The 12,070-nt window shown below is 65.6% G+C and carries 13 protein-coding genes; 5 read left to right on the plus strand and 8 right to left on the minus strand.

What is annotated here, in order from left to right:
* Nucleotides 1-3 precede the first annotated feature (3 nt).
* On the plus strand, nt 4-360 hold the full coding sequence (locus OG300_RS08490; protein ID WP_405493876.1) for a metal-sulfur cluster assembly factor: 357 nt from the start codon (nt 4-6) through the stop codon (nt 358-360).
* A gap of 62 nt (nt 361-422) precedes the next feature.
* On the opposite strand, the gene OG300_RS08495 is transcribed toward OG300_RS08490, so the two are convergent.
* On the minus strand, nt 423-1,511 hold the full coding sequence (locus OG300_RS08495; protein WP_405493878.1) for an ADP-ribosylglycohydrolase family protein: 1,089 nt from the start codon (nt 1,509-1,511) through the stop codon (nt 423-425).
* A gap of 74 nt (nt 1,512-1,585) precedes the next feature.
* On the opposite strand from OG300_RS08495, the gene lexA reads away from it, so the two are divergent.
* The 3 genes from lexA to OG300_RS08510 all read left to right on the plus strand — a co-directional run bounded on the left by lexA (nt 1,586) and on the right by OG300_RS08510 (nt 3,487).
* Complete coding sequence (gene lexA, locus OG300_RS08500; RefSeq protein WP_405493880.1) at nt 1,586-2,245, plus strand: transcriptional repressor LexA; 660 nt, start codon at nt 1,586-1,588, stop codon at nt 2,243-2,245.
* Between the two features lie 51 nt (nt 2,246-2,296).
* Nucleotides 2,297-2,755 (plus strand): DUF4189 domain-containing protein, encoded by a 459-nt coding sequence (locus tag OG300_RS08505; protein ID WP_405493882.1) that lies wholly within the window; start codon nt 2,297-2,299, stop codon nt 2,753-2,755.
* A gap of 108 nt (nt 2,756-2,863) precedes the next feature.
* Nucleotides 2,864-3,487, plus strand: a complete 624-nt coding sequence (locus tag OG300_RS08510; protein WP_405493884.1) for a hypothetical protein — start codon at nt 2,864-2,866, stop codon at nt 3,485-3,487.
* 394 nt (nt 3,488-3,881) lie between these two features.
* Here the strand turns inward: OG300_RS08510 and OG300_RS08515 are convergent, their stop codons facing one another.
* The 4 genes from OG300_RS08515 to OG300_RS08530 form a co-directional block, all read right to left on the minus strand.
* Nucleotides 3,882-4,844, minus strand: a complete 963-nt coding sequence (locus tag OG300_RS08515) for an SMP-30/gluconolactonase/LRE family protein (RefSeq protein WP_405493886.1) — start codon at nt 4,842-4,844, stop codon at nt 3,882-3,884.
* 184 nt (nt 4,845-5,028) lie between these two features.
* Nucleotides 5,029-5,520: a hypothetical protein gene (locus tag OG300_RS08520; RefSeq protein ID WP_405493888.1), complete on the minus strand. Its 492-nt coding sequence runs from the start codon at nt 5,518-5,520 to the stop codon at nt 5,029-5,031.
* 48 nt (nt 5,521-5,568) lie between these two features.
* Entirely contained in the window at nt 5,569-6,144 is a 576-nt protein-coding gene (locus tag OG300_RS08525; RefSeq protein ID WP_405493890.1) for a GNAT family N-acetyltransferase, read from the minus strand.
* Nucleotides 6,145-6,218: 74 nt separating this feature from the next.
* Nucleotides 6,219-7,127, minus strand: a complete 909-nt coding sequence (locus OG300_RS08530; protein ID WP_405493892.1) for a Ku protein — start codon at nt 7,125-7,127, stop codon at nt 6,219-6,221.
* Nucleotides 7,128-7,357: 230 nt separating this feature from the next.
* On the opposite strand from OG300_RS08530, the gene OG300_RS08535 reads away from it, so the two are divergent.
* On the plus strand, nt 7,358-8,194 hold the full coding sequence (locus tag OG300_RS08535; RefSeq protein ID WP_405493894.1) for an SAM-dependent methyltransferase: 837 nt from the start codon (nt 7,358-7,360) through the stop codon (nt 8,192-8,194).
* An 82-nt stretch (nt 8,195-8,276) separates the two neighbouring features.
* Here the strand turns inward: OG300_RS08535 and OG300_RS08540 are convergent, their stop codons facing one another.
* Genes OG300_RS08540 through OG300_RS08550 form a run of 3 tightly spaced genes read right to left on the minus strand, consistent with a single transcriptional unit; the run spans nt 8,277 to nt 11,897 of the window.
* Entirely contained in the window at nt 8,277-9,221 is a 945-nt protein-coding gene (locus OG300_RS08540) for a methyltransferase domain-containing protein (protein ID WP_405493896.1), read from the minus strand.
* Between the two features lie 9 nt (nt 9,222-9,230).
* Nucleotides 9,231-10,766, minus strand: a complete 1,536-nt coding sequence (locus OG300_RS08545) for a flavin-containing monooxygenase (protein ID WP_405493898.1) — start codon at nt 10,764-10,766, stop codon at nt 9,231-9,233.
* A gap of 24 nt (nt 10,767-10,790) precedes the next feature.
* Nucleotides 10,791-11,897 (minus strand): FAD-dependent monooxygenase, encoded by a 1,107-nt coding sequence (locus tag OG300_RS08550; protein ID WP_405493900.1) that lies wholly within the window; start codon nt 11,895-11,897, stop codon nt 10,791-10,793.
* Between the last annotated feature and the right edge of the window lie 173 nt (nt 11,898-12,070).

The raw sequence follows: 12,070 nt of genomic DNA on the forward strand, positions 1-12,070 counted from the left end.
GAGATGAGCGAAACCGAACAGCAGGCCGTCGAACTGACCCCCGAGGAAATCCAGCACCTCGAGGACATGGAGGAGGCGATGCGCGACGTCGTCGACCCCGAACTCGGCATCAACGTGGTCGACCTGGGCCTCGTCTACGGTCTCGCCTTCGAGGACGGCATCGCCAAACTCGACATGACCCTGACCTCCCCGGCCTGCCCGCTGACCGACGTCATCGAGGACCAGACCCGCAACGCCCTGGTCCGCTCCGGCCTCGCCGAGGAACTCCAGATCAACTGGGTCTGGATGCCCCCGTGGGGCCCCGACAAGATCACCGACGACGGCCGCGAGCAGCTCCGCGCCCTCGGCTTCACGGTGTAGCCGTAGACAATTCGAAAGGCCCGGCAGCGAAATGCTTCGCTGCCGGGCTTTTTCGTGCCCGGTCAGTGGGGGAGTTCGGAGTCGAGGGGGTAGCGGTCGGCAAGGGCGGCGCGGTCCTGGTAGAAGAAGTTGAGGACGAGATCGTCTGCTACTCGGAGTAATTCGTCACGGCCTTCGATTACCGAGACCCATTCGATGGGGAGGGTGGAGAGGCCGTACATGGCGCCGATGAGGTTGCCTGCTACTGCGCCGGTGGAGTCGGCATCGCCGGAGTGGTTGACCGACAGCAGGAGTCCGGCTCGGACGTCGCCGGTGCGGTAGGTGTGCAGGGCGCTGTAGACGGCGATGGCGAGGCATTCTTCGGCTACCCAGCCAGCACCGACGAGTTCGAGGCGTTCGGGGGTGGCGGGGCCCAGGTGGGCGATGGCCAGGGCAGTGGACAGGGCTGCGACGGTCTCGGCGCTGGACGGCATGACGCTGAGGCGGTTGATGGTGTCGCGCACGGCGATCGGGAGTTCGGTCCCGGTCAGGACGGCGTCGATGATCGTCGCGAACGCACCCGCTGCCAGGTACGCGGTGGGGTGGCCATGGCTGAGTTGGGCGGCGCGCATGGCGGTGTAGAAGGCGCGGTCGGGGCCGAATGCGGCCAAACCGAAGGGGGCCGAGCGCATTACGGTGCCGCAGCCCTTGGATTTGGGGTTCACGGGGCCGGGGTCGCCGAATTCGAGGGGTGGGAGGTAGCCCTCGGATTGGCGGCGCAGGCCGCTCATGCAGGCGTTGCCGGGGGCGCGGACGGCGTAGAGGAAGGGAAGTCCGGCCAGCCAGCCGTCCGGTTCCGGATCGGGTTTCTCCTGATTCTGGGTGGCCAGCCAGCGCAGGTAGGCGCGGCGCAGGACCGGGTTGGGGTCCGCGCCGGGCGGGCACCGCAGCAGGCCCTCGGCGGTGAACAGGGTCATCTGGGTGTCGTCGGTGATCTGCTGGGGGTGTGTCGCGTCGGGGGCGCGCAGGAAGCCGGTGACTCCGGCGTCGCCGTGGCGCTCGCGGATTCGGTTCAGGCTCTCGAATTCGATGGGCCAGCCGAGGGCGTCGCCGATCGCCCCACCCAGCAGCGACCCGCGCACCCGGTCGAACAACGTCTCGTGATCTTGCACGGCACAAGCCTATTCATGCGGCCGCGGCGCGCGTCTGCCCGCTACCTGTCGGACCGCGCCCGTAGGATTCCCCGGTGACCTACGACGACTTCGACGGATTCGAGCATCTCGACACCTCCACGCTGCCCGAACGGCAGCAGCAGATCCTGTGCAGCATCCGGGATTGGGCGCAGCGGCACGGATATTCGCCGAGCACCCGGGAGATCGGCGACGCGGTCGGATTGAAGTCGGCCTCGTCGGTGTCGCGGCATCTGCGCGAACTCGAGGATCGCGGGTTCCTCAAGCGCAGCGAGTCGGTCACCCGGCCGATGGATGTGCGGCTGTTCCTGAAGTCCTCCGCGCCCGCGCAGCGCGACGACGATTCGGTGGCTGTCCCGGTGGTCGGTGACATCGCCGCTGGTACGCCCATTCTGGCCGAGCAGAATCCGGACGATGTGCTGTCGCTGCCGCGCGAACTGGTCGGTCGCGGCACCGTGTTCGGGCTGCGGGTGCGCGGTGATTCCATGGTCGACGCCGCCATCTGTGACGGAGACATCGTCGTGGTCCGGCAGCAACACGAAGCACATACCGGCGAGATTGTCGCGGCGATGATCGACGGGGAGGCTACGGTGAAGGTGTATCGACGTAGTAAAGGGCACGTCTACCTGGAGCCACGCAACCCCGCATATCCGGTCATCGATGGTGATGAAGCGGTCGTACTCGGTAAGGTCGTCTCGGTCATGCGGCGGGTTTGACGCTCTGGCATGATGACGCCCGTTATTACCCATCACTACCGGGAGTATCGAATGTCGTTGCTGCGCAAGGCCGGTATCGGCCTCGCCGTTACGTCGATGGCCGCGATGGGCACCGTGGCCGCCGCCGGATCCGCCTCAGCGGCGGATGGTGAGCCGGTGTTCGTCGCTACCTCGGGTGACCTGTTCGGCGCCTTGGCGCTGTCACAGAGCACCAGAAACGTCGTCTACGCCGTCAACTACACCAGCTGGGACAGTGCCGACGCGGCCGCTGTCAGCCAGTGCGGTGGCGGTGACTGTCAGGTGGTGGTGCACTTCGCCAACGCCTGCGGTGCCGTCGCGGTGGGCGGTCCCGACAGTCGCTTCGGCTGGGCCTGGGCCAAGTCGAAGGTGGAGGCCGAATCGGCCGCCATGGATGTGCTCAACAAGGGCACGCAGTTCCCGAGCACGGGGTCGGCCGGCGGACGGCAAGCCAAGGTCATCATGTCGGTCTGTACCGACAACGCGAAGTGACCTGATCCACCGATTCAGCGCCGTGCCGGATTGTCCGGTCCGGCGCTGTTTTGTTTGCCAGGCTCCATTTCCCAGCAACACCCGCACCCGGCCGGAGATGATTTCGGAGTGGACGACATCACCTACGAAGACACCCGGTTCGCGTTGCACGCGGCTGCCGAACTGCTGATAGCGGGTCCTCAGTACCGTCGTTTCGGCAGTATCCGCATGCGAATCGTGCTGGGCGGCTTCGCCGGTATCAAATGGCCGGTATCGGTGACCGGCAGCGATCTGGTGTGGCCGCAGGGCCGCACGCGCCTGCACGGCACCTACACCGACCTCGGCTCGGCCGCCGGTTTCGAGGCCGAAGCCCCACCCGAGGGCCTGTACTCCGACGGCACCCGCATGGACCCGGAGGAACCCTTCACCGTCGACGACGACGCCGCGGCCACCGTGCACGACTGGTTCGCGGTGGGCGACACCGCGTTACGGCGTTTCGCCGCCGAACCGCCGGTGCTGTGGCCCGAGCATTTCGACCTGTCGGTGGCCGTCGACGAGGTCAACTACGGTGTGTCGCCGGGTGATTGGGACAACCCCCAGCCCTACGCCTACGTCGGCCCGTGGACCCGCCGCCAGGGCGAGTTCTGGAACGCGCCGTTCGGGGCCAAGCGCCCGCGCAGCGAGGTCTCGACCGTGGAGAGCCTGCTCGACTTCTTCCGGGAAGGCCGCGCCCGCGCGGGCGATGACGACTAGGTCGGGCTAGGACTCGGAAGAACCGGCGAGCAGGATGATGCCCCCGAGCAACTGCAAGAGGGTTGCCGGAGGGCAGGGCTTGCTCAGGTCATAGTTGAAACAATTGGAAGGCCTGAGCTCCGGTGGGAGGTTCGAGCTGCTTCCGGTCCCGGCGACATCCTGCGTGGCCGCCGGTGCGGCATGCGCCGACCCGGCGAGCACGCAGCTCATCAATCCGCTTGCTACGACAAGTCCTGCGACACAACGCTTCACGAATACCTCCACTCAGAACCAACTTCCGCGTGCCGATGCTAGCCATCGACAAAAGGAAGCGACCGCGTTTCAAAGTGAGCGCGCTGCCCCCACTTTTCGGGGCTCAGGAGAATTCTCGAAGTATCGAAAAGTCGACGTGGTTCTAGTCCTCGTGCACGTGGGCTTTCACCACATCGCCACCCTCGGAGCCGATCAGTAGCGTCAGGTCGTCGGCCGGATTCACCGCGACGGAGGTGATCGGCTGGCCGGAGAGCACGACGCACGAGGTGTGCTCCAGCGGATCGACGCGGACCAGCTGCCCGGTCACCGTGGCCACATAGAGGATGCCGTTGCGGCCGACCGTCAGATCGTCGGGGCCGAGGGCGGACCCGCCGAGTTCGATCGCGACGGATGCCTGGGTGGGATCGTCGATGGGGAGTGCCACGATGCGACCGGTCGGCGACTCCAGCAGCGTCACATACAGGGTGTCGCCGACCGCCACGATGCCATCGGCCCCCGGACCCTGGGCGGCGAGGGCCTGTTCGGCGCGGGTCGTCCAGTCGGTGTCCACGGTTCCGTCGCGGCGAATGCGCTCCACGCCCGAACTCGTATCCGCGACATAGAGATTGCCCGCGGCATCGAACGCCGCGCCGTTGGCCTGACCGAGTCCGGTGGCGAACACCTCGGGCCGAGGTGTGGCGGCTGTCGGGTCGAATCGGACCACGCCGCCCTGATGGGTGGCGGCGGACAGCGGGGTATTGCCGAACGTCACGTAGAGCAGGCCGTCGGGGCCGAGGCGAATCGCGCCGGGGCTGGTCACCGGCACGCTCGACACGAGATGGCCGTCGCGGTCGTAGCGCTCCACGGCATTCCGATAGATGCGGGCCACCCACAGGTCCCCGGCGGCGTCGAAGCCCAGATTCTCCGACCAGTCCAGCAGCGGTGCCCGGGTCGGCAGGGCGATCGCCGATTTCGCGGGTGCGCACGCGGGCGGCGCGGCCTCGGCCGTCACGGGGAGTTGCGCCACGGCGGTGGCCGCGAGCGCGCAGGCCACCCCGAGTCCGGCCCAGCGTCGGACCCGGGAATCGGATTGCCGCACAACTGCTTCCGGCCGTGGATCCGGCATCGAGGTCTCCCCTTTATTGCTGACGATCGCGGGCAGCCTATACCGGCCGGTTTGCTCCGGCAATGCCGATGTGACCGATTCTCAGCAGCCTGCCGCGCACGCTGTGAATCCGAACAGTACCAACGGGTCCGGTGGATTTGTCCGCATCGGTGTGCGGTTCGGGCGACCTGAACGGCGTCGGCGGCTACACCGCCGGATGTGTGGCCAGCCGCTCGGTGGAGTTGTTCGACAGCGCCGCTTCGACATTGGCGATTCCGGCCCGGACGCCGAGCCCGTAACCGTCCTCGTCGAGGGTGTCCAACCGGGCCCGCGCGGCATCCAGGTGCCGATGCGCGGTCTCGAAAGCGCCCAAGCGACGGTAGTTGTCGGCCAGGTTCAGATGTAGCGAGGGATAGAAGCCTGCGACGCTCAGCCCCGCGTGATGCCGTTCGGCGCGTTCCTGAGTCAGCGAATCGGCCGCGTCCAGCGCCCGGATATCCCAGGTCAGCGCGTCGGCCGCATGGTCCTCGAGATCGGCGAGGAAGTGTGCCAGCGAAACCCGGTGCAGCGCGTCCCCGCCCGCCCCGATGGTCACCCACAGGGCGGCGAGCTGTTCGCGCGCCTGCCCCGGATTGCCTTGGCGGCCAAGGGTTACGGCCTCGTTGATGGCGGCCATGGTTTCGTCGACAGCGGTCATGGCCGAGACCGTACGCCTCGGGTCCGACAGGTTGCCGCGGCCACCGGGCTAGCGCGCGGGCCGCCCGTGCCTGCCGTCACCGGCGATGCGGCCGCGGCGGATCAGATCCCGCTTGGTGCCGGGACCCAGCGTGACCTGCTCGTCGTCACCGGCGAGTTGCTCGTCCGGGTTGGGTCGCACGAACAGGGTGACGGTGGTGCCCTCGGTGAAACCGTTCTTGCGCATCATCGACGCCGAGGCGATGTTGTGGTTCTCGACATCGGTGACGATGCGTCCCGCGCCGTGCTTGAACAGCAGGTCGCAGCAGGCGGTCATGAGTTTGCCCGCGACGCCGCGCCCCTGCATGTCCGGCGCGACCGCGATCCACTCCAGGTATGCCCAGTCCTCGCGCAGCTCGAATTCCATGGAGCCCAGCACGAATCCGACGACCCGATCGGAATCCACCGCCACCCAGCACGACCGCCCGGCACTGTCGAGGTGCTCGGCCACCGAGGTCAGCGACCACGAGGTGTACGGCTTGGCGTGGGTGTCGAACACCTGGTAGCCGAGGTCGATGACCTGGCGCAGGTGCCCGAGTCCCATCGGGACGACAGCGATATCCGGAATGGATATGTCGGATTCCATGACTTCTAGTTTGCCAGGCGTGTGCTGCTACTCCGGGACCTGCCGGGCGCCGTCATCGCGGGCGCGGCGTGGTATCACGCGCCCCTGCGAGTCTGCTTGGCCGGAGCCTTCTTCGCGACCTTCTTGGCGGGCTTCTTTTCCGCGGCCTTCTTCGCGGCGGGCTTCTCGGCCTTCGCGGCAGCGGCCGGAGCCGATGCCTTGCGGCCGGAGGCTTCGAGGCTGCGTTGCAACGCGGCGACCAGGTCGACCACCTCGGCATCCATTTCCGGCGCGGCCGGTTCGGGCGCGCGGGTGACCTTGTTGCTGCCATTGGCGATGGCGTCGTCGAGCATCTTCTTCAATTCGATCTGATATTCGTCCACGTAGAGACTCGGATCGAAATCGTCGGAGAGCGTATCCACCAGCGACTCGGCCATCTGCAATTCCTGCGGCCGCGGCGCCGGCACACCGTCGAGCTTCTCGAACACCGCCGCCCGCACCTCGTCCGGCCACAGCAGCGTCTGCAACACGAGCACCCCGTCCCGCACCCGCAGCGCCCCCAGCCGCGTCTTCTGCCGCAGCGTGAAATGCACCAGTGCCACCCGATCCACGGTTTCCAGCGTTTTCGCCAGCAGCACATAGGCTTTCGGCGTCGTGGAATCCGGTTCGAGGTAATAGCTCTTGTCGAAAAGGATCGGATCGATCTGCTCCGACGGCACGAACTGCAACACCGGAATCTCGTGCTTCTCCGCAGCGGGCAGCTTCGAGAAATCCTCATCGGTGAGAATCACCCGATCACCATCGGGCGACTCGTAGGCCTTGTCGATATCGGCATACTGAACCGGCTGCCCATCCACGGTGCAGACCCGCTCATAGCGGATCCGCCCCCCGTCGGCGGCGTGCACCTGGTGAAACTTGATGTCATGGTCCTCGGTGGCGGTATAGACCTTCACCGGGACGTTCACCAGCCCGAACGCGATGGAGCCCTTCCAAATGGACCGCATGGTCCGATCGTACTTCGGGCCGGGGGTGGTGGCAGGTTACGCGCCGCCGAACTGGACAAGCCCGCTCATCTGCCCCTGATCGCGTTGTCCGGTGTGGCCGGGTGAGACGACCGGGTCGCCTTGACGGTAGTCGCCGAAAATTGTTGGCGATCAACGCATTCACGCGATGCCGGCAACCTGTCTGCCGCATACTTGGGGCGATCCGGACGTACGACACCCAGGAGTCAGCGATGCCCACATCCGACTACCCGAGCTCGGTGCCGGTCGGGGTGGACACCTCGCGGGCCAGCATCGCGCGGGTCTACGACGCCTTTCTGAACGGGAAGGACAATTTCGAGGTCGATCGTGAAGTGCTGGCCCGGGTGCAGTCGGTCGCACCGCAGGCCACCGACCTGGCGTGGGCCAATCGTGATTTCCTGATCCGCGTGTGCCGTTTTCTGACGCGTTCGGCAGGCATCGAGCAATTTCTGGATCTCGGTTCCGGGTTGCCGACGGCGGAGAACACCCATCAGGTGGTGCAACGGATCAACCCCGACGCTCGGGTGATGTACGTGGACAACGATCCCATGGTCCTCGCACACGGCCGAGCACTGCTGGCCGAGAACGACAAAGCCACGATCGCCACCTGCGATATCTTCCAGCCGCTGGAAGTGCTGAAGAACGAATCGGTGCTCGAGCACTTGGATTTCACCCGTCCGGTGGCGCTGCTGCAGGTCGGGACCCTGCACCACTACCTCGGTGCGGACGCGCCCACGTTGATGCAGACCTACATCGACGCCCTGCCCGCCGGATCGTTCGTGGTGATCTCCCACTTCTTCGACCCGCAGGACCCGCGGGAGCCCGAGCTGAGCGAGCTCGCGGCGAACATGGAGGACAAGTTCATCCACAGCCCGATGGGCAGCGGCCGCTTCCGCACCCGTGACGAAATCCAGGCCATGTTCGGCGATCTGGAAATGATCGATCCCGGCTTGGTGCTCTGCGACGACTGGTGGCAGGACGGCCCACGCATGCGAATGCTCAGCGCGGTCCGGCACTGCATCGTCGGTGGTGTCGGGCACAAACCCTAGGCGACGGCCCCGTTGATCGAACCGGGGCCGCGGCACCTTGCCTCGGGTCATGGGGATGCGTCGGTCATCGGTGTGGTGTTCCTCAGAGGCTATCTTCGGCAGGCGCCTTGTCGGCAACTGCGACGATATAGTCCAGCCAAGGGGCCCAGAACGCGGCGCCTTTGTGGCCGAAGAAGCCCCGAAGCAACGGATTGATTTTCCGGATTTGCGGCTGGTCGCGCTTACGGCTGACAAATTCGGCATATTGCGGGTAGACGTGATCGCGGATCGAGTAGACCCGGACATCCTTGAAGCCGGCTGCCAGGAGCGCCGCGCGGTATTCCTCCGCATCGGTATTGTTCTTGCGGGCAGTCGTGAATATGCCGTGCACCACAAGTCGCTTGAGGCGCGACCGCCTGACCTCGCTCGAAACATATTTATTCGCGAGTGGCACGACATCGGCACTCACCAACCGGCCGCCGGGTGCCAGGACTCGGAATGCTTCCTCGAAAAATCGTGGACGGGACGGAAAGTGAAGCCCTGATTCGAGTGCGGTCACCTTTGTAGCGGACGCATCCGGCTGAGGTAGATCGTTTGCCGACCCGTGCACATACTCGACGACGTCACTGAGCCCCAGTGCGGCGGCCCGTGCGGTCGAGACCTCAATCTGTTTCGCGGATATATTTACCCCGGTAATTCGCTTTGGGCCGAATTCTTTCGCCCAGAGAAAGTCTTGGTCGCCCAGCCCGCAGCCGACGTCCACTACCACGTCATCGGACCCGAGGCTCGCTTCGGTCGCTACCAGCCGGGCCAGCGCCGCGCCCGCTTCATCCAAGGTTTGGGGACTGTCCTTCCAGTAGCCCAGGTTGATGAACAGCGACTCCTCGCCCAGCGAATTGTTTGCAGTGATGACTCTGTCGTACACCAGACTGAATCGGTTGGGAATTTTGGGTACGAAAATCAAGGATGCAAGCCACCCCCATTCGCGAACCCACCGCACAGTACGGCGGGCCGAACTCTCGGAATCACGAAATTCTATGACCGTCATCTTTCCCCTTCAAACCTGTGTATGTTGTTCGACTGTTTCACTCGCGGGCGTGGTCTCGAAACGGTAGTCACTCAGCGGGAATCGGGCGCTGCGCCAAGCCGTTTCGAGGCTGAGCGTCGGTCGCAGCGGTACATCGCCGTTCACGTCGACGTAGTAGGCGTTGGCGAGGCCGCAGGTGTCCTGCCAGAACACCTGCCGCCACCGGCGGCGCAGCATTTCCTCGAAGTACTTCGTGTTCGCCTGCTGCGTGACCTCCACCCGCGTCGCTCCGGTCCGTCGGGCATGGCCGAGGCAGCGGGCGATGTGCTCGGCGCTGGCTTCGATCAGGTTGAAGTAGGACGAACCGTTGTAGGAGTACGGGCCGGACACCGAGAAATAGTTGGGGAAACCGGGCACGCTCACCCCCTGATACGCCTGCGTGCGTTCCCGAGACCAATATTCGTGCAGATCGATCCCGTCGGATCCGACGCATCGGAAGGGCACGCCGGATGTGAACGGCATCTTGAACCCTGTCGCGAGAATCAACACGTCCAGCTCATGCTCGACGCCTTCAGCCGTGCGGACGCCGTCCGTGGTCACCTTGTCGATGGGATCTGTTTCCAGGTACACGTTTTCGCGGTTGAACATGGACAGGTACGCGTTGGAATAGGCCGGCGGTTTGCAGCCGAGCGCATAACGCGGCGTGAGCTTGTCCCGGACTGCTGGATCGTGCACCTGCGCGGCCAGCTCACGCCGCAGGGCGACTGCGGCGAGCTTGGTCAACGGGAACAGCTTGTGATACTGGGCGGGTAACAGGACGACCGTCTCGATATAAGCCTGGCTCAACGCCCGGATCGCGGGCTTCAGCAACGGGACATGCTCGAACATCCAGTGCAGCCGCGCGGACAGCGGCGCGTCGTACTTCGGCACCACCCAGACCGGAGTCCGCTGGAACACGGTCAGCTGCGCCACCTCGGCCGCGACGGCAGCGGCGAGCTGTACGCCGGACGCTCCGGTGCCGACGATCCCGACCCGCTTGCCGGTCAGGTCCACCGCGGGGTCCCAGCGCGCGGTGTGCAGGACCGGTCCCGCGAAGTTCTCGATACCGTTGAACTTCGGGATGTTCGGTTCGGGAAAGCTGCCGGTCGCGTTGACGACGAACCTGGCGGTCATCGTGTCGCCAGCGGCTGTCGTCACCCGCCATCGATTCGTGTGGCCCTCGAATTCGATTCCGTCGATCTTGGTATCGAATCGCATCCGTGAACGAAGGCCGTACTTGTCGGCGCAATGCTCCGCGTACTCCAGTACCTCCGAGCCGGGGGCGTAGACGCGGGACCAGTCCGATCGCTGCTCGAATGAGAATTGATAGCTGAAGACCGGGAAGTCGACCGCGACACCGGGGTAGGTGTTGCACCGCCAAGTTCCGCCGAGACCGTCGCCCGCGTCGAGGATCCGGAAGTCGTGCACACCGGCCCGATCCAGTTCGATCGCCGTGCCCATCCCCGAAAAGCCCGCGCCGACAATGAGAATCTCGTGATCGACGGCAGTATCCGTCGACGTGCTCATGGTTGCTCCGTTCCAGATTCAGAATCAGTGCGAGGACACGCGCGACCGGATTTCCGGTGGGGTCCAAGTCGTCGCCGCCCGGCGTCCCGTGCGCGCGGCCCACCGCAAGAACCGGTTCGGCATCATTCCCGCCATCGGGCCGGTGATCACGGCGGCTCTGCTGGTAGCGGGTGTGGGCATGCCGTACCGCGCCAGCAGACTCATGTACTGCGCGCGCGGACGCCGCGACGCGGTGTAGGCCGCCAGGTCGGGAGCGCATGCGGCGAGGGCGACGGCATCTTCCAAGGCAACGGAGGTGCCCTGGCCGTTGTAAGGCACCAGCGCGTGCGCCGCGTCGCCGACCAGCGCCACCCGGCCACGAACCAGCGAACGAGGAACCGGCAGGTACGCCACGTCGTTGCGCACTATCCGATCGGCGGAGGCGATCAACTCCGGCACCGGGTCGATCCAGTCGGCAAAGTAGTTCAGGTCGTCGATGCCCGGTCGACCCGCGGCCCACGCCATGGTGCGACCACGAGGCATGGGGTAGATCCCTACGTCACCGCCCGGACCCCACACCATTCCGGCGTACTCCGTCGACAGGCCGTCGACGATCCAACGCCAGGCGGTGACTCCGGTGTGCCGCAGCGAGAGATCGGGCCACAACTGTTGTCGCGCTACACTATTGGCCCCGTCGGCCGCGACCACCAGGTCGAACTCCGCCGTGCTGGAATCAGTTTCCACAACACCGTTTTCGCGCACTGCCCGCACCGCTACGCCCGTGTGAATGCACTCGCTGGGCAAGGCATCCACCAGTAGCGCGATGAGATCTGATCGCGCGAGCAGAATCATTCCCGGGTAGCCCATCGCGTCACTCAATCGAAAGCTCATCAGCGTCCGACCGGCCGCGGTCTGTATTTGCGAGATCCGATCAGGTACCTGATGCTCACGAATCCGCTCCCCGAGTCCGAGGGCGTCGAGGGCCGCGATGCCGTTGACAGGCAGAACGATCCCGGCCCCCGCCCGGCCGAATTCGGGCGCCTGCTCGAACACCGTGACGTGCCACCCGGCCTGCCGCAAGCCGATGGCAGTCGCCAACCCGCCGACCCCGCCCCCGACGATTCCTGCGCGCCTCGTACGTCCGTTCATCATCCCTCCCAATCCAGATCATCGTGCGGTGAATGCGTAGTCCATCGACGGGGAGTGCCTGGCTCGCCACCAAGCCTCCGGTGCAGTCGGCAGCTGAAGTAGCGGAGTGTTTGCCCAAAATGGTCCAAGTGGGCTGCTCGCCGTTGCGCAGTTGGTGATCGCCGCCGGAAGCCGGT

It is taken from the genome of Nocardia sp. NBC_00511 (assembly GCF_045161165.1).
Lineage (GTDB): Bacteria > Actinomycetota > Actinomycetes > Mycobacteriales > Mycobacteriaceae > Nocardia.

Coding starts and splice junctions, on each gene's coding strand:
- OG300_RS08545 (WP_405493898.1), bottom strand. CDS start 10,766: ATGAGCACGTCGACGGATACTGCCGTCGATCACGAGATTCTCATTGTC.
- OG300_RS08490 (WP_405493876.1), top strand. CDS start 4: ATGAGCGAAACCGAACAGCAGGCCGTCGAACTGACCCCCGAGGAAATC.
- OG300_RS08535 (WP_405493894.1), top strand. CDS start 7,358: ATGCCCACATCCGACTACCCGAGCTCGGTGCCGGTCGGGGTGGACACC.
- OG300_RS08525 (WP_405493890.1), bottom strand. CDS start 6,144: ATGGAATCCGACATATCCATTCCGGATATCGCTGTCGTCCCGATGGGA.
- OG300_RS08505 (WP_405493882.1), top strand. CDS start 2,297: ATGTCGTTGCTGCGCAAGGCCGGTATCGGCCTCGCCGTTACGTCGATG.
- OG300_RS08520 (WP_405493888.1), bottom strand. CDS start 5,520: ATGACCGCTGTCGACGAAACCATGGCCGCCATCAACGAGGCCGTAACC.
- OG300_RS08515 (WP_405493886.1), bottom strand. CDS start 4,844: ATGCCGGATCCACGGCCGGAAGCAGTTGTGCGGCAATCCGATTCCCGG.
- OG300_RS08540 (WP_405493896.1), bottom strand. CDS start 9,221: ATGACGGTCATAGAATTTCGTGATTCCGAGAGTTCGGCCCGCCGTACT.
- OG300_RS08530 (WP_405493892.1), bottom strand. CDS start 7,127: ATGCGGTCCATTTGGAAGGGCTCCATCGCGTTCGGGCTGGTGAACGTC.
- OG300_RS08550 (WP_405493900.1), bottom strand. CDS start 11,897: ATGATGAACGGACGTACGAGGCGCGCAGGAATCGTCGGGGGCGGGGTC.